Origin of the sequence: Spiroplasma endosymbiont of Virgichneumon dumeticola (assembly GCF_964264745.1) — a bacterium.
In the GTDB taxonomy this organism is placed as follows: domain Bacteria; phylum Bacillota_I; class Bacilli_A; order Mycoplasmatales; family VBWQ01; genus Spiroplasma_E.
The window spans coordinates 581,562-607,704 of sequence record NZ_OZ183478.1; the positions used below are offsets into that span (position 1 = coordinate 581,562).

General features: G+C 28.1%; 30 protein-coding genes, 1 tRNA gene and 1 pseudogene. 9 read left to right on the top strand and 23 right to left on the bottom strand.

Annotated elements, in window-relative coordinates; translation table 4 throughout:
* Window positions 1-31 precede the first annotated feature (31 nt).
* The 7 genes from ACFEL4_RS03710 to ACFEL4_RS03740 all read right to left on the bottom strand — a co-directional run bounded on the left by ACFEL4_RS03710 (window position 32) and on the right by ACFEL4_RS03740 (window position 6,439).
* The gene (locus ACFEL4_RS03710; RefSeq protein ID WP_375318164.1) at window positions 32-1,345 is read right to left on the bottom strand and encodes a hypothetical protein; all 1,314 of its coding nucleotides are present in this window, start codon (window positions 1,343-1,345) and stop codon (window positions 32-34) included.
* Between the two features lie 312 nt (window positions 1,346-1,657).
* The gene (locus tag ACFEL4_RS03715) at window positions 1,658-2,044 is read right to left on the bottom strand and encodes a hypothetical protein (RefSeq protein WP_375318165.1); all 387 of its coding nucleotides are present in this window, start codon (window positions 2,042-2,044) and stop codon (window positions 1,658-1,660) included.
* A gap of 31 nt (window positions 2,045-2,075) precedes the next feature.
* The gene (locus tag ACFEL4_RS03720) at window positions 2,076-3,914 is read right to left on the bottom strand and encodes an MATE family efflux transporter (RefSeq protein WP_375318166.1); all 1,839 of its coding nucleotides are present in this window, start codon (window positions 3,912-3,914) and stop codon (window positions 2,076-2,078) included.
* A gap of 136 nt (window positions 3,915-4,050) precedes the next feature.
* A complete protein-coding gene (locus tag ACFEL4_RS03725; protein WP_375318167.1) occupies window positions 4,051-4,410 on the bottom strand; it encodes a hypothetical protein in 360 nt (119 codons plus the stop codon).
* Between the two features lie 264 nt (window positions 4,411-4,674).
* The gene (locus tag ACFEL4_RS03730) at window positions 4,675-5,460 is read right to left on the bottom strand and encodes an ABC transporter permease subunit (protein ID WP_375318168.1); all 786 of its coding nucleotides are present in this window, start codon (window positions 5,458-5,460) and stop codon (window positions 4,675-4,677) included.
* A gap of 2 nt (window positions 5,461-5,462) precedes the next feature.
* Window positions 5,463-5,720 carry a hypothetical protein gene (locus ACFEL4_RS03735; protein ID WP_375318169.1) on the bottom strand — a complete coding sequence of 86 codons (258 nt, stop codon included), beginning with the start codon at window positions 5,718-5,720 and terminating at the stop codon, window positions 5,463-5,465.
* 68 nt (window positions 5,721-5,788) lie between these two features.
* Window positions 5,789-6,439: an ABC transporter ATP-binding protein gene (locus ACFEL4_RS03740; RefSeq protein WP_375318359.1), complete on the bottom strand. Its 651-nt coding sequence runs from the start codon at window positions 6,437-6,439 to the stop codon at window positions 5,789-5,791.
* A gap of 222 nt (window positions 6,440-6,661) precedes the next feature.
* Between ACFEL4_RS03740 and ACFEL4_RS03745 the strand changes: the two are divergent.
* Both ACFEL4_RS03745 and ACFEL4_RS03750 read left to right on the top strand, forming a co-directional pair.
* Window positions 6,662-7,855, top strand: a pseudogene (locus ACFEL4_RS03745) (IS256 family transposase).
* Window positions 7,856-7,988: 133 nt separating this feature from the next.
* Entirely contained in the window at window positions 7,989-8,810 is an 822-nt protein-coding gene (locus tag ACFEL4_RS03750; protein WP_375318170.1) for an IS1595 family transposase, read from the top strand.
* A gap of 482 nt (window positions 8,811-9,292) precedes the next feature.
* On the opposite strand, the gene ACFEL4_RS03755 is transcribed toward ACFEL4_RS03750, so the two are convergent.
* Window positions 9,293-9,369 (bottom strand) — tRNA-Ile (locus tag ACFEL4_RS03755).
* A 194-nt stretch (window positions 9,370-9,563) separates the two neighbouring features.
* Here ACFEL4_RS03755 and ACFEL4_RS03760 point away from each other — a divergent pair.
* Window positions 9,564-10,100 carry a hypothetical protein gene (locus tag ACFEL4_RS03760; protein ID WP_375318171.1) on the top strand — a complete coding sequence of 179 codons (537 nt, stop codon included), beginning with the start codon at window positions 9,564-9,566 and terminating at the stop codon, window positions 10,098-10,100.
* Complete coding sequence (locus ACFEL4_RS03765) at window positions 9,995-10,384, top strand: IS1595 family transposase (protein WP_375316929.1); 390 nt, start codon at window positions 9,995-9,997, stop codon at window positions 10,382-10,384. The genes ACFEL4_RS03760 and ACFEL4_RS03765 overlap by 106 nt, the downstream gene beginning before the upstream one ends.
* Window positions 10,385-10,563: 179 nt before the next feature.
* Here the strand turns inward: ACFEL4_RS03765 and ACFEL4_RS03770 are convergent, their stop codons facing one another.
* Window positions 10,564-12,138, bottom strand: coding sequence for a sodium-dependent transporter (locus ACFEL4_RS03770; RefSeq protein WP_375318172.1), 1,575 nt, complete (start codon window positions 12,136-12,138; stop codon window positions 10,564-10,566).
* A 397-nt stretch (window positions 12,139-12,535) separates the two neighbouring features.
* Here ACFEL4_RS03770 and rpsD point away from each other — a divergent pair, with 397 nt between their 5' ends.
* On the top strand, window positions 12,536-13,147 hold the full coding sequence (gene rpsD, locus ACFEL4_RS03775; protein WP_308149382.1) for a 30S ribosomal protein S4: 612 nt from the start codon (window positions 12,536-12,538) through the stop codon (window positions 13,145-13,147).
* The gene (locus tag ACFEL4_RS03780) at window positions 13,125-13,436 is read left to right on the top strand and encodes a hypothetical protein (RefSeq protein WP_375318173.1); all 312 of its coding nucleotides are present in this window, start codon (window positions 13,125-13,127) and stop codon (window positions 13,434-13,436) included. The genes rpsD and ACFEL4_RS03780 overlap by 23 nt, the downstream gene beginning before the upstream one ends.
* On the opposite strand, the gene tyrS is transcribed toward ACFEL4_RS03780, so the two are convergent.
* Both tyrS and ACFEL4_RS03790 read right to left on the bottom strand, forming a co-directional pair.
* Complete coding sequence (tyrS, locus tag ACFEL4_RS03785) at window positions 13,412-15,028, bottom strand: tyrosine--tRNA ligase (RefSeq protein WP_375318174.1); 1,617 nt, start codon at window positions 15,026-15,028, stop codon at window positions 13,412-13,414. The two genes, ACFEL4_RS03780 and tyrS, sit on opposite strands and share 25 nt — an antisense overlap.
* Window positions 15,029-15,403: 375 nt before the next feature.
* The gene (locus ACFEL4_RS03790; RefSeq protein WP_375318175.1) at window positions 15,404-15,604 is read right to left on the bottom strand and encodes a hypothetical protein; all 201 of its coding nucleotides are present in this window, start codon (window positions 15,602-15,604) and stop codon (window positions 15,404-15,406) included.
* 18 nt (window positions 15,605-15,622) lie between these two features.
* Between ACFEL4_RS03790 and ACFEL4_RS03795 the strand changes: the two genes are divergently transcribed.
* A complete protein-coding gene (locus ACFEL4_RS03795; RefSeq protein WP_375318176.1) occupies window positions 15,623-16,159 on the top strand; it encodes a hypothetical protein in 537 nt (178 codons plus the stop codon).
* A complete protein-coding gene (locus ACFEL4_RS03800) occupies window positions 16,054-16,464 on the top strand; it encodes an IS1595 family transposase (protein ID WP_375317080.1) in 411 nt (136 codons plus the stop codon). The genes ACFEL4_RS03795 and ACFEL4_RS03800 overlap by 106 nt, the downstream gene beginning before the upstream one ends.
* On the opposite strand, the gene ACFEL4_RS03805 is transcribed toward ACFEL4_RS03800, so the two are convergent.
* The 11 genes from ACFEL4_RS03805 to ACFEL4_RS03855 form a co-directional block, all read right to left on the bottom strand.
* Complete coding sequence (locus ACFEL4_RS03805) at window positions 16,439-16,561, bottom strand: hypothetical protein (RefSeq protein ID WP_375318039.1); 123 nt, start codon at window positions 16,559-16,561, stop codon at window positions 16,439-16,441. The two genes, ACFEL4_RS03800 and ACFEL4_RS03805, sit on opposite strands and share 26 nt — an antisense overlap.
* Before the next feature lie 92 nt (window positions 16,562-16,653).
* Complete coding sequence (locus tag ACFEL4_RS03810; RefSeq protein ID WP_375318360.1) at window positions 16,654-17,682, bottom strand: IS256 family transposase; 1,029 nt, start codon at window positions 17,680-17,682, stop codon at window positions 16,654-16,656.
* Complete coding sequence (locus ACFEL4_RS03815; protein WP_375318177.1) at window positions 17,610-17,816, bottom strand: hypothetical protein; 207 nt, start codon at window positions 17,814-17,816, stop codon at window positions 17,610-17,612. The genes ACFEL4_RS03810 and ACFEL4_RS03815 overlap by 73 nt, the downstream gene beginning before the upstream one ends.
* A gap of 168 nt (window positions 17,817-17,984) precedes the next feature.
* Window positions 17,985-18,293, bottom strand: a complete 309-nt coding sequence (locus tag ACFEL4_RS03820) for a helix-turn-helix domain-containing protein (RefSeq protein WP_375318178.1) — start codon at window positions 18,291-18,293, stop codon at window positions 17,985-17,987.
* A 38-nt stretch (window positions 18,294-18,331) separates the two neighbouring features.
* On the bottom strand, window positions 18,332-19,279 hold the full coding sequence (whiA, locus tag ACFEL4_RS03825; protein ID WP_375318179.1) for a DNA-binding protein WhiA: 948 nt from the start codon (window positions 19,277-19,279) through the stop codon (window positions 18,332-18,334).
* A gap of 24 nt (window positions 19,280-19,303) precedes the next feature.
* Complete coding sequence (trxB, locus tag ACFEL4_RS03830) at window positions 19,304-20,269, bottom strand: thioredoxin-disulfide reductase (protein ID WP_375318180.1); 966 nt, start codon at window positions 20,267-20,269, stop codon at window positions 19,304-19,306.
* Window positions 20,253-21,449 (bottom strand): prolipoprotein diacylglyceryl transferase, encoded by a 1,197-nt coding sequence (locus ACFEL4_RS03835; protein WP_375318181.1) that lies wholly within the window; start codon window positions 21,447-21,449, stop codon window positions 20,253-20,255. Before ACFEL4_RS03835 ends, trxB begins: the two co-directional genes overlap by 17 nt.
* A 35-nt stretch (window positions 21,450-21,484) precedes the next feature.
* Window positions 21,485-22,429, bottom strand: a complete 945-nt coding sequence (gene hprK, locus ACFEL4_RS03840; protein ID WP_375318182.1) for an HPr(Ser) kinase/phosphatase — start codon at window positions 22,427-22,429, stop codon at window positions 21,485-21,487.
* A gap of 85 nt (window positions 22,430-22,514) precedes the next feature.
* Complete coding sequence (locus ACFEL4_RS03845) at window positions 22,515-22,940, bottom strand: hypothetical protein (protein ID WP_375318183.1); 426 nt, start codon at window positions 22,938-22,940, stop codon at window positions 22,515-22,517.
* Between the two features lie 226 nt (window positions 22,941-23,166).
* Complete coding sequence (locus ACFEL4_RS03850; RefSeq protein ID WP_375318184.1) at window positions 23,167-24,129, bottom strand: SGNH/GDSL hydrolase family protein; 963 nt, start codon at window positions 24,127-24,129, stop codon at window positions 23,167-23,169.
* 106 nt (window positions 24,130-24,235) lie between these two features.
* Entirely contained in the window at window positions 24,236-25,057 is an 822-nt protein-coding gene (locus tag ACFEL4_RS03855) for an IS1595 family transposase (protein WP_375318185.1), read from the bottom strand.
* 255 nt (window positions 25,058-25,312) lie between these two features.
* On the opposite strand from ACFEL4_RS03855, the gene ACFEL4_RS03860 reads away from it, so the two are divergent.
* Window positions 25,313-25,819: an MBL fold metallo-hydrolase gene (locus ACFEL4_RS03860; protein WP_375318186.1), complete on the top strand. Its 507-nt coding sequence runs from the start codon at window positions 25,313-25,315 to the stop codon at window positions 25,817-25,819.
* Window positions 25,820-25,858: 39 nt separating this feature from the next.
* Here ACFEL4_RS03860 and ACFEL4_RS03865 read toward each other — a convergent pair whose 3' ends face one another.
* Complete coding sequence (locus tag ACFEL4_RS03865) at window positions 25,859-26,110, bottom strand: hypothetical protein (protein ID WP_375318187.1); 252 nt, start codon at window positions 26,108-26,110, stop codon at window positions 25,859-25,861.
* Between the last annotated feature and the right edge of the window lie 33 nt (window positions 26,111-26,143).

Sequence of the window (26,143 nt, forward strand, 5' to 3'; positions counted from 1 at the left end):
AATATTAAATTTAACTAATGATAACCAAGTTTTATTTTTTATCTTTTCAAGATTTTTCTTTAAAAACGTTTTCTTTACCATTATAAGTGACAGTTGTTTTTCATTTCGGATAATTATTTGCTTTACTAATAGCGTTGGTATTGTTTAAAGGTACTAAATTACTAATAGTATTAGTACCCCCAGATGATAACGGTTTTTGATGAATAATGGTTCAGTTAAAACTTTTAATATCATCGTTTAAACGAACATGATTAAGGAAACTATTTTTGTACATTAAAGCACCAGCATAATCTTTACGATAGAGTGAAGGGTTAAAATTACGAATGATTTCACCTTTATTTCATACTTCCTCAATTTGTTGACTAGACCATACCATTTCACCTGTTGCTAGCAATGGTTGAGAAGATTGTTGATTAGATACAGGAGTATTTGGGACTGCTACTGATGGTTGGGAAGGAGGTTGTTGATTAAATACAGGAGTATTTGGAACTATTGGAATAACTGGTACTGGGGATTGAGTGGGAAATTGAGGTAAAGAAGAGTTATTAGTAATAATAATATTAATCCCTTGTTGACCAACAGGAGTACTTGGTGAACTTTGACCGCTAGTGATATGATTGGCATCTGTAGCTACCATTTCTGCTTTAGGTTCAACAAATGGTATTGGTTGCGAACTTGGTTCTGAAAAAAGTGACATGCCTTGACTAACTAATGACTTGTTTTCCTTAGCCTTGTTAACAACGGGAATTTCTAATTCAAACATCTTTTTCTTATTTCTAAAACTTGTAAAGATTAATAATGTACAAAATATCACTAAAACCACACAATAAAGCATTTCCAAACCTATAGGAATAGCAAAAAATAAAATATCAACGATATTATCTTTATTAACAACATAATTGTAAAATTCACAATAACCAAAAATACCAAATAAAACAGCACCAGTAATTAATAATGTTGAAATTACGAGCATTAAAATTCCTAAAATTAATGTAACTATACTTTTCTTTTTTAAAAAGATGAAGGGAAAAGTAGTAATTCCTAATGTGACAATTGCAATACCTAAAATAGCAATTGTTAAATTTTGAAATGTAATATCAAAGTTAATACCCTTCTTAGTAATTACTGTATTAACAATAGTAATTATCTCTTCAATGTTACTTTTAAAAACCGTTAATCATAATATTCAACCAACAATAAAGGTAATACTCATTAATGTTGAACTAATAATAATACCACCGCGAATAAAACCTTTAATATTATTTCTAACCACTGTTGTGACAACTTCAGTAGTTGGGTCTATGTTAGTAGTATTATTTTGTTGCCCAATAATTTGTTTTTCCATAACAAAACCTCATAACATCTACAACTATATATAATGAATTTTATCATAAAAAAGGTTATAAGATGGTTATGACCCAAATAAGGAAATTGTCTTTGCTTTTGTAAAAAGTAGTGATAAACTAGTTTTTTTCTATAAAAAAACATATATATAGTGAATTTTAAGCAATTTTTATTGGTTAAATAAATTTATGGGTGTTGATTATTAATATTATTAACACTTTATAATGTTTTATAAATTTAGTTACAAACTAACAAATTATTGAAGATTTAATAGAAAAATTTATATAATAACACTAAATTAGTTTAAAAGTTACTAGCTGTAGTTAACTATAATATTGTTGGCAGTACCAACAAAGTGATTACCGTTAGCAATGATTTTAATATCTAATGAAGAATTATGAAAAATATCTCAAGTTTGTAAATCAATCATATATTCACCAGCTTTGTAAATATCATAATCAGTAATTTGAATTGTTTTTAATTCATTTAATTTTCTTAATTGCTTTTGTAATTCAATTTTAAATACAACTACATTTTTTGTTACAAATTGGTCTAAATTTATAATGCTTGGAATTTTATTTGAAATATCAATTTTTATTGATGGTGAAATTGGTTTTTCTCCTTTATCACATGCTACAATACTGATACTAGTTATTATGCTTAAAAAAGTTGTTCCTAACATACTTAGTATTTTTTTCATATTTTAATAACCCCCTTAATGTTTTTTTAAATTAAAAGTTAGCAATCTTCATTTTATCTTTAGATTTTCCTTGTTCACTAGTAACAATAACAATTGGTGGTGGTGTTTCGGGATATGGTTTGTTCATATTACCAGCTAAGTTTCGTGCTCATTTTCCATAATGATAAATAAATCATACTAATATCATTTTCACCACATCAGCAGTACGCATAATTCCATAAATAAAAATAATATCTAAAGGATTATATTTTACTTGTAAAAATAAAGCTAAAACTGTAAAAATTCAAGTAAAACCACTGTCTACTAATAAAACTGTAATTCCTAATCCTCCAGCTCTAAATGCATAAATACAAGTATATAAAATAGTATATGCACTAAATACCATAGCATCAATTCGCATCATTCAACTAGAAATTCGTAAAGCTTCATTTGTAGCACTAAATAATAATTGTGGTAAAAAGAATGAAGAAAGTACTAGTAAACCAGCAAAGCCTAATGACACCATAAATCCTAATCGAATTAAATGTTTGGCATTATATTTAGCACCAACTATATCATTAGCACCTAACCGATTAGCAATCAACACCGAGGAGGCAATACCAAATCCAATATAAAGTGTATAAAACATAGTATTAATTGTTGAAGCAATGGCTGAACCACTTAATGCGTCAAAACTTCATTGCGAAATTAAACGAATAATCATCGTTGAAGCGATAGCAAATGATAAATCATTCAACATTAATGGCCATGCTTTAATTAAAATCTTTTTAAATAAATCACGTCTAATTTTAAACATTTTTAAAATCTTAGGTTGAAATTCATACTTTTTCCACATCACAAAGCCACTAATTAATGCCAGTTGCACAATCCGTGCTGTTAATGTTGCAACTGCTGAACCTCTAGCGCCAATTCCACCAATCGCACCTAAACCATTAATTAAAATTAAGTTTAATAAAAAGTTAATGATTACTGATACGAATGTTAAAAATAACGGAATGTAACCATGCTTGGTTTCACGAAATACTGAAACAAAAGCAAAGTTAATTCCTAACAACGGATAAGAAAAGACAATTCACTGATTATAACTAGCTCCTTGAATAGTAGCTAATTGAGCAGAACGATATTCATAGTAACGTAAAATGATTTGTGTAAATTGCACATCATCTTTAGCAATACCTCTAGCATTTATAAAGTTAGTAATATCATTTGTAACATATGGATTATTATAATCAAGAATATTTTTTAAATGCTCAATGTCATTGTTAGCTAAACCTTTAGCATTACACAATTCATTAAACTTCTCCAAAGCTGTTGCAGGACTTGTTGTATAAGAGATTAAATAAGTTCCAATCGTATAAGACAAAATAATAACTAATGTCCCAACTAAGAAACCAAAAATAATTTTCATTCGTACTGTTTGTCGTAAAGAACCATATCGACCAGCACCATAAAACTGGGCACCAAAGATGCCCACCGCATTAATAAAACCACCCATGATGGCAAAGATAATAACAAAGATTTGATTAGAACCTGTAACTCCCGATACGGCGATTTGACCTGCTGAATAATGTAATTGAAAAAAATGTTCTAAACCATTATTAACCCATCAATCTTTCTTTTCTCATAACCCTAAATCAGTAAAAATAGTTTTAATATTAGCATTCATGGGGTTTAAATCTGGAATAAACCTATCACTTAAATTACCAACCATAATATTATCTAATAAGTTCATAGATGCTGATAATATTTGTTGTAAAACAGCAGGGATAATAACCATCAATGCTAATAAATATCATTTTTTAGTAGTAAAGAAACTGCTAACTTTATGAGGTTGTGATTTATTACTAATTTTAAATCCAATATGTTTCATTTTTTCACCCTCATAAATAAACTATATTATTATTAATAATACATGATTTCATTAAGAAAAATTAGAATATAGATAAAGTAAAAAACCAACAGTAGAAACTGTTGGTTTTAAATATTAAATGATAATTATTGGTAATTTATGCAAAGTCTTTACGGTTAAAAACAAATCATGATGAAGCAAACAAGATTAATCCAATAATAAGGTAAACAGTTAAATCAGCAGTGAAACTAATAATTTTACTATCAGCTTTCTTACTTGTATCTACTTGATATTCGCCATTTGCATTTTTCTTTCAACTAAATAAGTAAGGGTCATAATTGCTAGTATATTTTCCAGAATCAATAAAACGTCCACCATCTGGTGTTGAGATACGATCTCAAATGTATCCTAAATGATAAAAAATTTTTAAGTAACGTAGTACTTTAGTTTTTAACAATTGACTATTAGAAACTTCATATTCTTTTTGCGTAATTGTTTCAGTAAGACCATCAATCATATCTTTAACTGAGTAATCAACTTTATTTTGCCCAGCATTAGAAGAACCACCAGTAGGAAGGGGCCCTACACGTTCACAAGTTAATAATTGATTAAAACTTTGTTGGTTTCATTGGCGAAAAACGTTAGCAACAGCAAGAATATGTTTAGTTAAATCAAGATTAATACCCCCTGTTGGTGGTATTTCACCTTTAGCGATTTTAGTAACAAATTCTTGTTCTAACTTATAATTATAATCAGTAGGATAATTTACACCATTGATATATTAAGTATAAATTGCTGTAAGATCATCAGTAATTAGTTTTTTAGTATTAGTAGTACCATCAGCAATATAACTATCTAACCATGTTAAATCTGAAGCATTAAGTTTACTTTTAGCAGTGCTATAAACAGCAGCAGCTTGTGAGGCTTGCATATATTCATTAGTTGGTGCAGCTATTTGGTTCATAATTAAAGATGATGATAATATTTGCAATAATGCTGCAAAACCAATCATAATAGCAATAATAGCTTTGGCATTCATTACTAATGATAATAAAATAGGAATTGATGAAACAATTAAATCAAAAATAATGCCTACACCAAATAAAATTCACATATAAGGAAACATTTTACTATAACTAGCTCCTGAACCAATGCCAGGAATGGCAATAAAAATACCAGAAATGAAAATTGATAAAAATATAAATAAAAGTATCATAGTTTGTAAAGATAATAATTTTTCTGTTCAAATTTTAGTTCTACTAACTGGTTTTGAAACTAAAATTAATAATGTTCCATCATCAATTTCATCACGAAATACTTGCGTTGCTTTAACAGCAATAAAGATAAACAACATTAAACCTAAAAATATTTGAAATACTAACATCTTTCAAATAGGTAAATAAAAAATTAACACTCCTTCAGCTGAAAAATAACTAATAACATCACTACCAAGTGATGTCAATGGTAATGAATTAAAAAGTGCTAAAAAAGCAACAGTCATCACAAGAATAATTCAAGTCGATGGCGTTAATAACATTTTTTTAAACGTATAACGAAATATTGGCATCTCTACTTATCTCCTTTCTGGCTACCTTGCTTGGCTTCCATAACAATGCGTTCATACATTGCTCGCAAATCAACGGTATATGGTTTTAAATACGTAATAATAATATGAGCATGAAAAGAAAGTTCTAAGACTTTAGCAACTTCAACTTCGGTTTTAATATTTACTAATAAACATTGTTCATGAACTTCAGTGTGAAATTTATTATCTAATAATATTTTCATTAACTTATCATTACTATTAGTAGTGCTTATTTCATACATGCTGTCACTCTTGTTAACAGTACCACTATAAACAACCTTACTATAGTTTAAAACAGTAACTTCATCAGTTAGATGTTGCAATTCAGATAAAATATGAGAGGAAATAAAAACAGTTTTTCCTTGGTCACGTAATTTTTTAAATCATTAAATAATTCTGTTCTGGCTGTTGGGTCTAAGTTAGCAGCAGGTTCATCTAAAATTAGAACATCAGGATTATTAAGCAATGATTGTGCTAATAATACCTTTTTCTTCATTCCTGAAGAATAAGCATTAGGATTACGTTTTTTAAATTTTCATAAATCTAATCCCTTTAAGATTTCTTCTGTTTTTGTTTTGGCCATTTTATAAGTTAAACCACTAATTTGACCCATTGATACTAAATAGTCATAAGTAGTAATTCGTTTGGGAAATCTGGCAGCTTTGGGAATATATCCGATTTGTTTTTTAGCTTCAACTGTTCATGAACGTTTACCATGAACAATTAAGTCACCTTTTGTTTCCACCATGGCGCTAACTAAACACTTAATAATAGTAGTCTTACCTGAACCATTGGGGCCAATAAAACCGTGAATAGTGCCTTTTTTAACTTTAATAGTAGCATTGTCAACAGCTTTAAATTTTTTAAAGATTTTACTAAAATCTCGAATTAAAATAGCATATTCAGCATCTTCAGGATTAACTATTACATTGCGGTTATAACGACTAAAAAAGTTTTTAATAGGTGAATTTTTGGCACCAGATTAATTTTTAGTATCAGGGGTTGGTGACATTATATTACTTGAACTTAAATGTAGTCTGCAATATTCAAAATAATATGTTTTAACTCAGGTTAAGTCTAAGATTGTGTGTAAATTTAAAAAAGTAATAAAAAATGAGCCATATACCCCTCCTTATCAAATATAATTAGTTTGAAAATAAAAACTAGATAGGATGAGAAATATATGACTCCATTAAATTTTACAATAGATTCTGAAATAATTAAAAAATTTCTTTCAAAAGAGACTAAAAATGAAGGCATAAGATTGCTTATTGAATTATTTTTAAATAAAATTTTAAAAAATCAATCAGATGATCAAATTGGTGCTAATAATTATGAACGAAATGAAGCAAGAACAGATTGCCGTAACGGTTATTATCAGCGTGATTTAAAATCTGTAAATGGAATTTTGAATTTAAATGTCCCTAGACATCGTAATAAATCTTTTGAAACTGAAATTTTCGAAAAGTTTAAACGTTCAGAACAAGCATTATTATCTACCATGATGTAAATGGTAATTGACGGTGTATCAACAAGGAAAGTTGATAACATAACAAGAGAATTGTGCGGTATTAATTATTATAAATCTACTGTCTCTAATATTTGTAAAGAATTAACTGAAGTAATAGGCACATGAAAAAACCGTGATTTAAGCGCAAATTCCTATCCTTTTATAATTATTGATGGAGTACATGTTAAGGTTCGAGAAAATAATCAAGTAATCTCTAAAGCAGTTTTTATAGCACTAGGTATAAATGACCAAGGTCATAGAGATATTTTAGGAATGATGGTTGGTGATTCAGAATCAGAAACTACATGAAGTGAATTCTTTTCTTCATTGAAAGAACGCAACTTAACTGGTATTGATTTAGTTGTTTCTGATGCCCATAAAGGGTTAGTTAAAGCAGTTCAAAAACATTTTCAAGGCGTGCAATGACAAAGATGTCAAGCACATTTTATGCGTAATATCTTGGATAAAACACCTAAAAAGGATAGAGAAAAAGTCGAAAGAGATGTTAATGCCATTTTCAACGCTAGTAGTATTAAAATGGCTAGAATGATTCTTAAAGAAATGAAAGATAATTATTCCCATCTTTTAGACCCGGCATTACGAATTATTGAAAATGGATTTGATGATGCTTTAGCAATTTTAAGCTTTCCACTGTATTACCATAAAAAATTAAGAACTAGTAATCACATTGAACGCCTAAACCGTGAAATTCGAAGAAGAGAAGGTGTTGTTACCATATTTCATGGAGTTGATAGTGTATATCGAATAATAGGTTCAATTTTAATGGAATTTAATGAAAAATGAATGATAAATCGTGTTCATATTAATATGGACGAATATAATAATTTTAAAATTGAAAAGGCTTAAATTATTGCTTAACTACTTTGTATTAAAATTTTATTCTTTATAAATAACTGCATTTCTTTAAAATGACTTTTTGTTGTGATTATTTAGAAAAAAATAATCGGACTTCTCCCCACATGTACTTGTGGAGGAAACAATGAAATTGAATGAGTTCAATAATACTTTTCAAACTGAAAAACAATATCTTGCATATATAGCAAGTTTGAAACAAAGCAAATGTATTAGGTGTTCTAGTTTTAATTTGAATACTTCTAACTTAAGAAAAATGAGATGTTTGAAATGTCATCAAACATTCAGTATTCTCACGGGCACTATATTTTCAAAGTCACAAACACCTTTAATATCTTGGTTTTATCTCATCTTTAGATGAATAAACACCAAACATGGAATTCCATCAACTGATGTTGCAAAAGAATTGGGAGTGACCTTGAAAACAGCTTGAATAATGGGTCATAAAATCCGAAGTGCCATTGCTAAACAAGAACCTCAATTCATTGTTGAGAGCATAGTGCAAATGGATGAAATGTATCTTTCACATATGGGTTTTAAAAAACAAGGAAGATCCTTGTTGAACAAAACCTTGATTGTTGGTATTTATGAAAAAACAACCAACAATCTGATTGTGAAAGTATTGAAAAACGTAAACAGTAAAAATCTTTTGCAGTTTGCAATAAACCACATTTCTTCAAAGTGTGATGTACATACTGATTCTTGAAAAGGATATCGCGATTTGAAATCGGTTTTCACTAAGTATGAAACAGTTAACCATCAAGATGGCTATGTTTCAAAAACTGGTGTAAATACCAACCAAATTGAGTCAGTATGAAAACATATACGAAGAACATTTAAAACACATATCAAAGTTGCAAAACATCATATTCATTTATATGCAAAAGAAGCTGCATATAAATTCAATAACATACCTAGTTTTGAAACTGTAATGCTATGTTTAATTTAAAAATGTGGGGAGAAGTCCGTAGATAGGCTTTTCTCAGCATTTATGTGATAAAATTTAAAAATAGTACATAAAGGGAGAAAAGCCAAAATAATTTATAAACCTATAAACTTTGTAAAATTATTAACTATAAGAATTTTAAAATTAATTTTAGATAAGATTAACCTACCAACTTTTAAGTATGGTACAATAAATTAAACTAAATTTATTTGATATGAGAAATATTGATCTGTAAAAATAAATTTACACAAGATTCGGGACTTAACCTTAACTCAGATAGAACAAAACTATTTGTAATAAGTTTTTTCACAATATCTATATTATTTTACACGATGTTGTAGAATTAACAAATTTATGAATCGGTCTTCAAAATTTTATATAGTTCAGGTAGTATCTTTTATATCACATTTTCTTATCTAAAATTAAGTTTTTTTATAAAAAAAACAAACAGTTATGTTTATTTAATAAAGTTGTTTTTAAATTAATGGTGGGGCTAAATGGACTTGAACCATCGACCTCACGCTTATCAAGCGTGCGCTCTGACCTGCTGAGCTATAGCCCCGAAAAGAGACAACAGAGATATTATATATTTGTTCAATAATGATTGCAATAACTATTATCAATATTTTTTAAAATTTTGTCATTATCTTATGATAATGTCTCAATCTAAGGTTAAAATAATACCTATTAAATTTTCGCACTTGAAATTACAATACAGAATCGGACTTCTCCCCACATGTACTTGTGGAGGAAACAATGAAATTGAATGAGTTCAATAATACTTTTCAAACTGAAAAACAATGTCTTGCATATATAGCAAGTTTGAAACAAAGCAAATGTATTAGGTGTTCTAGTTTTAATTTGAATACTTCTAATTTAAGAAAAATGAGATGTTTGAAATGTAATCAAACATTCAGTATTCTCACGGGCACTATATTTTCAAAGTCACAAACACCTTTAATATCTTGGTTTTATCTCATCTTTAGATGAATAAACACCAAACATGGAATTCCATCAACTGATGTTGCAAAAGAATTGGGAGTGACCTTGAAAACAGCTTGAAGAATGGGTCATAAAATCCGAAGTGCCATTGCTAAACAAGAACCTCAATTCATTGTTGAGGGCATAGTGCAAATGGATGAAATGTATCTTTCACATATGGGTTTAAAAAACAAGGAAGATCCTTGTTGAACAAAACCTTGATTGTTGGTATTTATGAAAAAACAACCAACAATCTGATTGTGAAAGTATTGAAAAACGCAAACAGTAAAAATCTTTTGCAGTTTGCAATAAACCACATTTCTTCAAAGTGTGATGTACATACTGATTCTTGAAAAGGATATCGCGATTTGAAATCGGTTTTCACTAAGCATGAAACAGTTAACCATCAAGATGGCTATGTTTCAAAAACTGGTGTAAATACCAACCAAATTGAGTCAGTATGAAAACATATACGAAGAACATTTAAAACACATATCAAAGTTGCAAAACATCATATTCATTTATATGCAAAAGAAGCTGCATATAAATTCAATAACATACCTAGTTTTGAAACTGTAATGCTATGTTTAATTTAAAAATGTGGGGAGAAGTCCGTAGATAGGCTTTTCTCAGCATTTATGTGATAAAATTTAAAAATAGTACATAAAGGGAGAAAAGCCTAAAGAATTTACATGACCCTTTTTTTATTTTTTTAGATTTACAATTCAAATAATAAAATAATCAGTCTTTCTAAGACAAAGACTGATTATTAAAGTTAATTATTTTCAATGAGATTGCTATTTTCTAAGTTATCTTTTCCTTTCAAGATTTTATTATTAAGTTTGACAATATTTTTTTTAATATTATTGTAATAAGTAAAAATGAAAGTAAATAATAAAACACTAACTGCTCCCATTGTTACACCAATGGTTAAAAAGACAAATGGGTTAGTACTAATATCATTAAACAACTTATAGAAAGCAAAAATTAAATTAATTAAAATAATTAATGGAATGACAATTAAACATAAGTACTTAAATCATTTATATCACTTTATAGCAGAATACTTGTTATTAAATTCAGCAAGGTCATCATAACATTTTCAAATTAGAATGGTACCAATTAATTCAAAGATACCGATTATCATTTGTCAAATTCCAGCAACTCAAGTGGCTAAACCATCAATTAACGAACCACTGTTATTAAAACAGAAAATAATTCCCATTGCAAACCCACTAATTATTGTTAATAATAATGCTTGATAACGTTTAATTTGATATCTACTAATTAATGGATTAACGACAGCTTCGGCCATGGTAATTAACGAAGATATACCAGCAAAGAACACTGATAAGAAAAAGAATACTGCTAACATATGGCTCAAAAACGATAAGCCTGTTTGTTGGGTAATGATAGCAAAAATTTGAGGAAATACTTGAAAGATTAAAGTTGGACCAGGCACAAATACTTCATCAATCGGTTTACCTGACTGATGAGCAATAACTCCAAGCGCGCCAAATACAGTACAAGCTGTTAGTAATGCTACCACTATTGTCCCAAACATAATAATTAATCCTTTATTAGTATTACTTTTACCAACTGTAGCACAACTAGAAAAGATAATAATTGCTCCAGTACAAGTGGAAAGCATAAAGAATGCTTGACCAAAGGCATCAGTTCAGATACTACTTGTTAATAATGACTTACCATGAAAAGCAAACATTGTTTGCAAACCATTAGTAGCACCAGGTAATGTTAAAACATAAATCATCATTAAGACAATCATTACAAACAGTCCAGGAATAAAAATCTTATTAGCTAAATCAATTCCTTTTGCTACTCCGCCTAATAAAATGATTCCTGTTAGTATTCACACAACAATTAAACTGATTAAAACTCAAGGGCTAATATTTCCTAGTTGACTGAAGTTTTGAGGATTGCTATTAGTTTGTTCAATTAGTTTATCTAAGAAAAAACCGTTTTGATTTAAACCTGGTAAAAAAGCCATAACTAATGCCAATAGTGACCAAGCAACTAAGACACTATAAAAAACACTCATTAATCATACAACTGCTGTTTGTAAAAAGCCAAAGAATGTGCCTGGAACTTTAGCTAAGTCAGTGAAAATATCAACATGATTTTTTCGATATTTATTACCTAAATTAATTTCAATTAATAAAATTGGTAAGGCACAAACTATCAAGGCAATTAAAAATGGGATTAAAAACATCCCACCGTGTTTATTAATTTGCGTAGGAAATCCTCAAATTCCACCTAAACCAACGGCAGCGCCTAATACTGACATGATAAAACCTCAAGCTGTAATGTTGATCTTTTTTTGCTTTCTCATAAATATAGCACCCAACTTTCATAAAATAGTAATATTAACATATTAAATGTGAATTTTATAGAAAATATTCATAATTTTAATTACAGAGATAGTTCATATCGTTTTCTGTTATCTAAATGATAACAACACAGCAAATTAGTTACGGAATACATCTAATTTACACCTATTGACAAAAACACCTACTTACCTTATAATTAACAGGCATTCACAAAAGCAGCAAATAAGTATTATTAAGTTGCAAATAGTTTACCCAAAGATTATTCTTTTTATTAGCAAAACTCTAAAGTTCTACTAATTTCAATAGTAACCAGTGCTGTTCTGGCGAACTGTAAACTGTCTTAATAAGAACTTATTAAAGTCTCTTTGTGTTTGTATACAATCTCAAGGAGGACTTATTATGTCAAGATATACAGGTCCAGTGTTCAGAAAATCAAGAAGATTAAACTTCTCAATTCTTGAAACTGGCAAAGAATTTGCTAAAGGTAAGAAACGTACTTTCGCTCCTGGTCAACATGGGCAAAAAAGAATCAAACTTTCTAACTTTGGTTTACAATTACAAGAAAAACAAAAAATTCGTTTCACTTATGGTTTAAACGCACGTCAAATGAAAAACTTATTTGATGAGTCAAAAAATACACATGGTGTTACTGGAACTAACTTGTTAATTTTCTTAGAATCAAGATTAGATAATATTGTTTATCGTTTAGGACTATCTTTAACAAGAAACGGTGCTCGTCAATTAGTAAACCATGGCCATGTTTTAGTTAACGGTAAAAAAGTAAATATTGCTTCATATCGTGTTAAACTTGGTGATAAAGTTACCCTAACGGAAAAAGCGCAAAAGAATGCAAAAATTCTTGAAGCTATTGCTACAAATGCATCAACATTGCCTTTTGTTGAATTTAACAAAAAATCATTTGTTGGAACATATGTGCGTCATCCATTACGTGAAGAACTAAATACTGATATTAATGAAGCATTAGTTGTTGAATCATACGGTCGCAGTTAATTTTTTATCGGACTTCTCCCCACATGTACTTGTGGGGAGAAGTCCGATATTAAATAACGGCAGTATTCATATTTTAAAATACCCTAGTAGTAAAGATTTAAATACTAACATCAATCCAATAGCTAATAAATTACCACAACTAATAAAAACTAATGCACGACCACCAATAAAAAGTCCAGTAACCAAGCCAAATACTAGTATTCCTACAACAATTAAATCTCAAAATAACGGTGATATATTAACAAAAATCATAGTTAAATCCTTCTATTGATGCACAACTACAAAATAATGACGTTTTCCTTTTTTAATAACAGTTAACCGTTTATTAATAGCATTATTTTTACTAACCATAAAATTAACATCACTAACTTTTTGACCATTAATCATAATCGAATTTTGACCAATTAATTCCCTTGCGATTCGTTTAGAAGCACAAATTTGATTATTAACTAGCACATCAACGATAGTTTCATCTCGTGCTAAATCAAAATGTGGAACATCTTTTAACACTCGTAAAATATCAACAGCTTTCATTTGATGAATTCGATCATGAAATAAAGCATTAGTAATATTAATAGAACTAAAGTAACCTGTTAATTTATGAATAAATACTGTTAATAAACTTGCTAAAATTTTTTGACCGTAATGTTGTTTGATATCACTTTTATGAATTTCTAAAATGCTCGTTATTTGTTGCTGATTAAATAATGTTAATGAATTAAAGAAACTTGCTAAATATTTATCTTCTTGATTAAATAAAAATTGATATAGTTCGTAAGCAGAAGTTTTGTTTTTATCTAAGAAAATAGCACCTTTTTCACTTTTGCCAAATTTTTCACCATTAGATTTAGTTAGTAAGTTAATAGTAATGCCAGCAGCATTATGGTCATCGCCTTTTTGTTTCCTAATTAACTCTAATCCAGAAGTAATATTACCTCATTGGTCACTACCACCTGATTGGACATAACATTCTTCTTGTGTATATAAATTATAAAAATCATAAGATTGTAAAACCATATATGAAAATTCAGTATAAGAAATTCCAATTTCTAAACGATTAGCAACCATTTCTTTATTTAACATTTGATTAATAGTAAAATGTTTACCAATATCACGTAAGTAAGTAGTAATAGTTAATGGTGCTAGTCATGTTTGATTATTAACAATTTTCAATGGTTTAATATTTTTATTAACTTCTCCCATTGGTAATCTTGAAAAAGCAATTCAAGTTTGAACAAAGCTATCACAATAATTTAATAATTCTTTAAATGAAGCATTAGGTAAATTATTTTTGATTAATAATCATTTTGAATCTAAATTACAAACTTCATACATTTTTTTCATTAATGGCAATGGCAAATTTAATTCTTCTCATGGTAATGGCAAATTTTTTAAGATAGCAACTAATGTACCATGATATTGGTTGTTTGGGTTAATACTCTTGATAACCATTTCTAATATTTCATATTCTTTATCATCTAATAGTTGATAATTTTTAATTAGTTCTAAACTTGATAACTTTTCAATGCTTTCATAGTTTAGTAATGATGTCAATTGCGTTTTAATTTGTTTAACATTATATTGTAAAACTTTTTCGCTCAATAAAGTACGTTCTTTGCTTTTACCACTAGGGTCCCCAATCATAGCAGTTGTACCACCAATTACGGCAATTGGTTGAAAACCAAAAGTAGCAAAACGGTGAAGTAAAATAATTTGTAATAAATTTCCTAGGTGTAGTGAATCATTGGTTGGATCGAATCCACAATAGATTCCTTTGCCTAATTTACCTGCGTTAATTACTTTATCAATATTACTAATATCTTTTAAAATATTACGTCATTTTAATTCTTCAATAATGTTATTGTTTGTTGTTTTATCCATGGTAACTCCTATTTTTTATTTAAATGTTATCAATTAATAAGTTAATTATAGTTATTATTGTATCATTAGTAATGATATAATTGGAATTATTATTGATAAGTTTTTGTGTTAACATTCTACCTTATTTAAAATATAAGTTAAGAAAAGTAAAATGTCATGATTATCAAATCATGACACTATTATTTAACATTGTTAACTATTTAATTAAGAAGGTCACTTGGCATCGGCAGAACTAGTAATAGAAAATGCGCATCCAGAATTATTGGATGGATTAAAACTAAAACTAAAAGCATTACCATTGATATTAATCTTCATATATATGCTATTCTTTCTAAATATATCTGTTTCTTTGTAATTATTAAGTATGAACTATTGCTAATGTTTTTTTTGTGTTGAATTTGAAAGATTGGAATTAACTCAAGCGATATTTCCAATAATACTTTGTTTTGCTAAAAACGCAGTTGTTTTATTTGTTATATATTCATAAATTTCTTGTAAACTAACATCATCTTTAACAAAATTATCAAAGTCAGTTGGCGGAATATTAAAGTTAAAAAAACGGACTTCTCCCCACATGTACTTGTGGAGGAAACAATGAAATTGAATGAGTTCAATAATACTTTTAAAACTGAAAAACAATGTCTTGCATATATAGCAAGTTTGAAACAAAGCAAATGTATTAGGTGTTCTAGTTTTAATTTGAATACTTCTAATTTAAGAAAAATGAGATGTTTGATTACATTTCAAACATTCAGTATTCTCACAGGCACTATATTTTCAAAGTCACAAACACCTTTAATATCTTGGTTTTATCTCATCTTTAGATGAATAAAAACCAAACATGGAATTCCATCAACTGATGTTGCAAAAGAATTGGGAGTGACCTTGAAAACAGCTTGAAGAATGGGTCATAAAATCCGAAGTGCCATTGCTAAACAAGAACCTCAATTCATTGTTGAGGGAATAGTGCAAATGGATGAAATGTATCTTTCACATATGGGTTTAAAAAACAAGGAAGATCCTTGTTGAACAAAACCTTGATTGTTGGTATTTATGAAAAAACAACCAACAATCTGATTGTGAAAGTATTGAAAAACGCAAACAGTAAAAATCTTTTGCAGTTTGCAATAAACCACATTTCTTCAAAGTGTGATGTACATACTGATTCTTGAAAAGGATATCGCGATTTGAAATCGGTTTTCACTAAGCATGAAACAGTTAACCATCAAGATGGCTATGTTTCAAAAACTGGTGTAAATACCAACCAAATTGAGTCAGTATGAAAACATATACGAAGAACATTTAAAACACATATCAAAGTTGCAAAACATCATATTCATTTATATGCAAAAGAAGCTGCATATAAATTCAATAACATACCTAGTTTTGAAACTGTAATGCTATGTTTAATTAAAAATGTGGGGAGAAGTCCGTAGATAGGCTTTTCTCAGCATTTATGTGATAAAATTTAAAAATAGTACATAAAGGGAGAAAAGCCTTATTTTTTTCTAAATAATCACAACAAAAAGTCATTTTAAAGAAATGCAGTTATTTATAAAGAATAAAATTTTAATACAAAGTAGTTAAGCAATAATTTAAGCCTTTTCAATTTTAAAATTATTATATTAGTCCATATTAATATGAACACGATTTATCATTCATTTTTCATTAAATTCCATTAAAATTGAACCTATTATTCGATATACACTATCAACTCCATGAAATATGGTAACAACACCTTCTCTTCTTCGAATTTCACGGTTTAGGCGTTCAATGTGATTACTAGTTCTTAATTTTTTATGGTAATACAGTGGAAAGCTTAAAATTGCTAAAGCATCATCAAATCCATTTTCAAGAATTCGTAATGCCGAGTCTAAAAGATGGGAATAATTATCTTTCATTTCTTTAAGAATCATTCTATCCATTTTAATACTACTAGCGTTGAAAATGGCATTAACATCTCTTTCGACTTTTTCTCTATCCTTTTTAGGTGTTTTATCCAAGATATTACGCATAAAATGTGCTTGACATCTTTGTCATTGCACGCCTTGAAAATGTTTTTGAACTGCTTTAACTAACCCTTTATGGGCATCAGAAACAACTAAATCAAGACCAGTTAAGTTACGTTCTTTCAATGAAGAAAAGAATTCACTTCATGTAGTTTCTGATTCTGAATCACCAACCATCATTCCTAAAATATCTCTATGACCTTGGTCATTTATACCTAGGGCTATAAAAACTGCTTTAGAGATTACTGGATTATTTTCTCGAACCTTAACATGTACTCCATCAATAATTATAAAAGGATAGGAATTTGCGCTTAAATCACGGTTTTTTCATGTGCCTATTACTTCAGTTAATTCTTTACAAATATTAGATACAGTAGATTTAGAATAATTAATACCGCACAATTCTCTTGTTATGTTATCAACTTTCCTTGTTGATACACCGTCAATTACCATTTGCATCATGGTAGATAATAATGCTTGTTCTGAATGTTTAAACTTTTCGAAAATTTCAGTTTCAAAAGATTTATTACGATGTCTAGGGACATTTAAATTCAAAATTCCATTTACAGATTTTAAATCACGCTGATAATAACCGTTACGGCAATCTGTTCTTGCTTCATTTCGTTCATAATTATTAGCACCAATTTGATCATCTGATTGATTTTTGAAAAGTTTATTAAAAATAATTCAATAAGCAATCTTATGCCTTCATTTTTAGTCTCTTTTGAAAGAAATTTTTTCATTATTTCAGAATCTATTGTAAAATTTAATGGAGTCATATATTTCTCATCCTATCTAGTTTTTATTTTCAAACTAATTATATTTGATAAGGAGGGGTATATGGCTCATTTTTTATTACTTTTTTAAATTTACACACAATCTTAGACTTAACCAAAAATGAACACCTTTATTATATAAATAGGTGTTCATATATTAATAAATTTTCACTATTCAACGATAATAGCATCGCCTAAACTAATTAAGGCAGATGAATCAACATTATCAAATCCTTGTGCAAAGAATTCACTAATAGTTGAATCTAATCCTTGAATGATTTTTAGAATAGCTACTAATGAAACATTTCTTGTTCCTCTTTCGGCATCTGAAATGTAGTTACGATGTAGTCCACTTGCTTCTCCAAGTTTTTCTTGTGAAAACTTTTTACCTTTTTGATTGCGTAAAACTTTCATTCTTTTCCCAAAAGCGTTTAAAACATCTTGACGGTTTTTGTGTAAAATTGTATTGGTTTTCCTCATATTTTTTTCCTCCAAAATAAATTTTTGGTCATAATAAATTATAATGACTCTTGATACTTCTTCTTAATTTCGCGAATTAAATGGTTAACACCTGATTTAGTAATTACAGAACCAGTTGCTACTTGATAAAGATCACATAATTCCAAAAGTGATACTTCTGGATTTTGTACCCTTAAATTTGATATAGTTTGCGTTTTCAATGATAATTCACTAAAGACTTTTTTGTCTTTTAAAAAATTAATCATTTCAACTTGTTGATTTGCAGCATTTAAAGATTTTTGTTGGTTAGAAATGTCAATATTATTAAAACGATTAATATTATTAAATAATTCTCGCGATATACGTTTATCTTCAAAAGCGAAAACTGCTTGTGGACAATCAATTATTTTTAAAAAGTCAGAAATTGCATTAGATTTTTTTAAATAAAGCACCGTTTTATTACGACGTTTTATTGATTTAAAAGTTAATTTAAAGTTTTGCAATAAAATCTTTTTAATTTTCTTTGCTAACAAATCATCACTAAATTGTAATTCTAAGTGATAATTAGAAGTTGAAGGCGAATTGATTGAACCAATTACAAGAAAGATTCCGGCAATATATGCTCTAGTACAATGCTCTTTTACTAAATGCTGCTGGTTTTTTTCTTTATCAATATAAAGATGTTTTTCTAAAAACATAAGGTCATTAATAATAAAATCAACATTATTATTAATATGAATATTATACACCTTTGGGCGTTCAAATTTGTGTAAAATATCTACTATTATTTTTAAACTGATATCTGGATACTGATTTTTGAAAAACTTATACACTAATCTCGTTGTTCGATTATGGAAACTATGAACTATAATCTCAGAATTTATACCTTGCTGATTTATAATTTTTCCATTAATTAATGTATAGGAAGATAGCAAGGATTTTTGACAACAAGGCTTAAAATTTTTTTGACAAATTTCATCTTTAACTGTTGTTGTAAATGATACCATTACTACCCTCCTAAATTGTACACTTTATTCATTGAAATTATCAATAAAATTTATTAAATATTGTGCAGCAATAGCACCATCATTGACTGCAGTCACGATTTGTCGTAAATTTTTAGCAATTACATCACCGGCAGCGTACAATCCAGGGATTTTTGTTTGACATTTATCATTAGTAATAATGTATCCATTACTATCACAAATATCCAATTCTTTAACAAAACTTGTTACCGGGTCTGAACCAATATACGGAAATAACGCATCCGTAGCAACTTCATTTATCACTTTTGTTTTGACATTTTGAATTTTTAATTTAATAACTTTTTTCTTTAAATCATCACCTATTACTTCTGTAACTACATAATCTGTAATTAAAGTAATGTTAGGATGATTTTTAATTTTATTAACGGTTTTTTCATCAGCACGGAACTGGTCTCGACGATGAATTAAATTAACTTGTTTAGTAAATCTTGTTAAATACAATGATTCTTCGCAAGCAGCATAACCACCACCAACAACGGTAATGATTTTACCTTTAAATAATGCACCATCACAAACAGCACAATAAGATACACCACGATTAGCATATTCTTCTTCACCAGGACAACCAATTTTACGCTCGACAGAACCCGTAGCAATGATAACTGCTTTAGCTGTAATTTTATTACCACAAAGCATGACTACTGTTTTAGATGTATGATTTTTATTATCAATAATAGTTTTTACTTCATCATAAATGAATTCAACTTTTAATTTTTCTACTTGTTGTTGCATTTTTTCTGATAAATCTGGCCCTAAAATATAATCATAACCAGGATAATTTTCAATTTCTGAAGTTTTAATCATTTTTCCACCAACAATATATTTTTCAATAATAGCGGTTTTTAAATTAGCTCTTTGCGCGTAAATAGCTGCGGTCATTCCAGCAGGACCTCCACCAACTACTATTAAATCATAATCATATTTAACTTTATCTTTAGTATGATCTTTCATACAATCATTCTCCTTTACGAAATCTTGATGGAGCAAAAAATTGGGCACATATTGCTAATGTGGCACCAAAAATAACCCATATGGCTGATAATAACATTGATATTGAGACATTACCAATCATCATAATATCACGACTATTACGTAATGGTTCTAAAATCATTCTAATAATACCATAAAAAGCAAAATATAGACTTCCGCATACACCAGTGTATGTTATGCGATATTGATTAGGATTAAATGCGTCGGTTAAAGGTTTGGCATGTGGTTGCATGTAATATTTAAATTTTTGAAATTTTTGTTTGATTTTATCTTTGATATTTCGCTTATATTCCTTGTTAATAATAACACTTTTTAATGTTTTTTTCACAATATTTGAATTTGGATTAAAATCAAAATAAGCAGTATTTCATGCTTGTTTTTTAAATTGACTATAACCATGATACTTTTTAATAGCTTTTCATGGTAAAACGTAATCTTTTTTAGTAATAGGGTTAGCTTTTAATGGTGAAACAAATTCACCAGCAAATAGTTTTCATGGTTTTCTACTAAACATTTGTCCAGCTTTAGGAACAAAAAAAGTTAAAAATCCTCATCCGAATAACGAAATTATCGATTCGTACAAGAATAATGGTTGTCGATAAACCTCAACTGGAACAGGTTTATCACCAGAATAATGTAAATGATTATTCATTCATGTTGGTAATCAACTAAATGGATGTCCCATATTAGCACCCAATAATTCCTGGTTAAAGAAGTTACCTCATCGTCCAATCGCTTGTCCTAATAAAATATTAGGAATAATACAATCCATAAATACTCACATAGAAATTTGTAATTGCTTGGAAGCACGATAGAAGATAAAGAATCCAACTACCATACCAACTGTTACACCACCTTCAATGGCCATACCACCACGTCAAACAGCAATCACATCAAGGATAGTATCCATATCCTTAGTATCGCTTACAACAAATCATAATCGTGCACCAATAATTCCAGATAATGCTATTACTAGACAACCTCACTCTAAGGTTTTAGTAGGAATATTACGACGATATAATTTAATTCATGAAGCAACAATAGCAACAATAAATCCGATTGCTACTAAGATTGAATAAATGTGAATACTAGTTCCTGGGATATCGTCAATCGCATCATTGTATCCTAAAAAATTAAACATAATATTTCCTTTTGATAATTTAATGAATAAATTATTTATTTTTTTGTTAAGTCACTAATAATACGTGCTTGAAATTGACTTGTAGCGTCTTGTCCTTCATTTTTTAATTTTAAACTAATAACGGCTGATTCAATTAAATCAGCTAGATTTCTTCCTGGGCTAACAGGAATGATTGTTTTAGGGATTTTAATTTCAAAATATGTCTCAAAATCATTTTGGTCACCAAGACGGTCAATTTTACTTCAGCCTTCACTTTCAATTCGATTTAAACTAATAATCAAATTAATTTGGCTCTCATGCATTATAACATGATATCCATACATTTTGGTAACATCTAGGATGCCAATTCCCCGAATTTCAATCAAATTTTTGACAGGAGGGTTAACTTTGCCTACTAACTTGTTATTAATCTTTAAAATATCGATGCTATCATCACCAATAAAGAGATGACCATTACGAATTAATTCTAAAGTAGTTTCTGATTTACCAATTCCACTTTCTCCCATAATTAAAACACCATAACCAAAAATATTAACTAATGTACCATGAACACGTTTTATTTCAGCTAAACGTTCAACAATGTAAATAGAAACAGTAGCAGCAAATTCTGAAGTAAAAAATGGAACAGCAATGATAGGGACTGTGGAATTGATTTCTTGGGCAAAAGCACATAATTCTTTAATATATTTAAAATTAGGGGTAACAAAAATTCCTGGAATATGATCTTCTAAAATATTTTTAAAATGATTGTTATAATCATTTTTTTCTAAAGAGGCGATATATTCACTTTCTTTACTACTTAGTAAAATAATTCTGCGGCTACGTGATACTTGTTTAGTTTTAAACCCTGTTAGTTCAAGTCCACCACGGTTAGTTCCAATACTAGAAATAACTCTTTTAGTGATAGGCTCTTTAGAATTTTCGTGTAGAACTTTTAAATTAAATTTTTCTACAATTTCATTAATGGTAAAGTTGTTCATTTTTGTTTCCTACCTTTATTGTAAAGTATTTTTTAAAACTTATAATTATGTAATTAATTACATCTAATATCTGATTAATTATTATTTAATTTGAATTAAATAAAGTTTTTTGGGATTTAAACAAAAAAATAGAAAATGAACTAAATAAAAATCAAATACAAAAACTTAATGATTTTGTTGAAAATAATTCTAAAAATAAAAAATTTTCATTTTCAAATCTTAAAGAAATAACTGTAGTTCAAATATTCTTTCATCATTTCTTTTTTTCTTTCATTAAATTTTCTTTTTCTTGTTCTAATTGTTGCAGTTGTTTTTCAATTTTTACTACCTGTTCATTTACTCTTTGCTTTAAGTCAATTTTTAAAGCATTTTCATCTTTTCTAGTATTTATTTTTAATAAAGGTGTTTTTTCTTTAACTATAGTTTGATATTTTTTTCGTTTCTTTTTTCTTAATAAACTTACTTGATTTCTTTGTAAGATATAATTTCTTTTTTCAATACTACTTTTCATTATTTCTTATCCTTTTTCTTTAAAATAAAAAGCCCATTTCCTTGTAAAAACAAGAAATGAGTTAAAAACCATATTTAGTTTATAAACATTATACTAAAACAAAATTAAAAATATAAGCAACTGGTAGTATTCATTCCTAAACTAAAACTAAACTATTGTTATTTTATTTCATTGTCCTTGGTATTTAAAAATTGGTGAAACAACAAATTTAATATTATTGATTTGATTATTTATTCTTAATAAGGGCAATTATATCTTGAGCAATATAATTATGAACTCATTTGTTAGGATGGACATCATCAAAAAAGAAATATTCATCAATGTTAGATTCATTAACACCCTTATTAAAATGAGTAGTAATAACACCATCTTTAATAAAATAATTAAAGTTAGTTTTAACTGCTCCATCAATCGTATTATGATTTTCATTGAGACTTTTAAATTTATTCATAGCATTGTGCATACTAGTAAATAAATCATATTTAACAATGGTCTTACTTTTATTATTAATTGTATCAATCATCGTAAATAGTGCGCTATTAAATCTCTTAGTTAACGCTAAGGCACGAGTTTTAACAGTATCATTATTTTTAAATAATGGAACAATACTAATATCAGGAGCATTAGCAACCATAATATTAGTTGCTCCTTTTTCCAATAATAGTTTTATATTGTAATTTAAAGCCTCAATGGCACTATCAATTATTTTTTCTTGTTCAATTAAATCTTTAATTTTAATAGCACGGAGAATATCATTGCCACCAATGCCAATAAAAATTAAGTCTTTTTCATGAAAATGATGTTGTTGCACTAACGCTTGTACTTGATGATAACTATCAAAATGATTATAAATAAATGAGTCAACACCAAATTCATTAATTTTACTTGCTAATGCACCAACAAAGGCATAATTATTACCAATTTGCTCATCACTAAAACCAAATACTTCAAATTTTCAACCTGAAGTTAAGGTTATTCCTAAGTGTTCTGCTACAATTTGAATTGCTACAGGACCATTACTGAACGAATTATTATAAAATGGTGGTAACATTTTTACGATTTTAGGCATTTTTAAATGCTTAAATAATGCAGTTGCGCCACTAACTAATGCTCCAGTGTCTGATAAACTATCACCTATAACATACATTGTTGGTTGTGCTTTAACATTTAACAATTGACGATGATTCATATTTCCTCCTTGAATAAATATAGGCTTTTCTCCCTTTATGTACTATTTTTAAATTTTATCACATAAATGCTGAGAAAAGCCTATCTACGGACTTCTCCCCACATTTTTAAATTAAACATAGCATTACAGTTTCAAAACTAGGTATGTTATTGAATTTATATGCAGCTTCTTTTGCATATAAATGAATATGATGTTTTGCAACTTTGATATGTGTTTTAAATGTTCTTCGTATATGTTTTCATACTGACTCAATTTGGTTGGTATTTACACCAGTTTTTGAAACATAGCCATCTTGATGGTTAACTGTTTCATGCTTAGTGAAAACCGATTTCAAATCGCGATATCCTTTTCAAGAATCAGTATGTACATCACACTTTGAAGAAATGTGGTTTATTGCAAACTGCAAAAGATTTTTACTGTTTGCGTTTTTCAATACTTTCACAATCAGATTGTTGGTTGTTTTTTCATAAATACCAACAATCAAGGTTTTGTTCAACAAGGATCTTCCTTGTTTTTTAAAACCCATATGTGAAAGATACATTTCATCCATTTGCACTATGCCCTCAACAATGAATTGAGGTTCTTGTTTAGCAATGGCACTTCGGATTTTATGACCCATTCTTCAAGCTGTTTTCAAGGTCACTCCCAATTCTTTTGCAACATCAGTTGATGTAATTCCATGTTTGGTGTTTATTCATCTAAAGATGAGATAAAACCAAGATATTAAAGGTGTTTGTGACTTTGAAAATATAGTGCCCGTGATAATACTGAATGTTTGATGACATTTCAAACATCTCATTTTTCTTAAATTAGAAGTATTCAAATTAAAACTAGAACAACTAATACATTTGCTTTGTTTCAAACTTGCTATATACGCAAGACATTGTTTTTCAGTTTGAAAAGTATTATTGAACTCATTCAATTTCATTGTTTCCTCCACAAGTACATGTGGGGAGAAGTCCGTAAATATATTTACTTAAATTATAATACCTAAAGAAAACAAATACCAAATTTATTCTCATATATGAGTAAATTTATGAGACAAACAAATAATTTTCAAACTAATATGTTACAATTTCATATATAAACAATTACTATTGAAAGGAAATTATTTAATGATAAAAGAATTTATCAACCCTATGATTAACAATCAAAAATCATATTTTATTATTAATAAACAAGAATGTGTATTAAAGAAATTATTAGCTATTTAGTAAATGAAAAATTACAATTAAAAGCTGTTATTATTACTCATGGTCATTGGGACCATATTATTGGTTTAAATACTTTAATTAGTCAATATCCTCAATTAACTGTCTATATTAATCAATGAGATGAAAACTTTATTTATCATCATCCATATTACAAAATGTTAGTTGACCATGAACAAATTAGTGAAGCAACTAAAACCAACATTAATTTGATTCCTATTATTGGCAGTACTGCTCTTAAGTTAATTGGGTATGACTTTTTATGTCAGCATATTCCTGGTCACACCCCTGGTAGTCAGTATATTTTAATTAAAGAGTTAAATGCTGTCTTTATTGGGTATACTATTTTAAAGATAAAATTGGTTATCATGGCATTCCTTATTGTGATTATGAGTATTTTAAAAAGTCATTACTTGAATTGACTAAACTTAATAAAGAATATCAAGTTTATCCAGGCCATTGAGATTCATATATTTTAAAAGATGTTTTAACAAATAATGAAATATTAATAAAATTTATTAAATAATGGAATTCCCTCTTTTTCGATAATCTTTAATAATATTAATAGTAATTAATATTGCTATTAAACAGGTAATACAACTAATAACATCTAAAATAACAGCAGCAATCGTAATTTGATATGAAAAAACTGTATTATTAAATTCAGGTAAAAGAACAATAATACTAATAATTTCACAAGCTGTACCGATAAAACCTAAGAAAAAACTTATAAAATCAAGCGAAATACTTATTTGGTCTTTTCGATACAATACTATATTTTGTTTGATTAAAGTCTTTTTTAT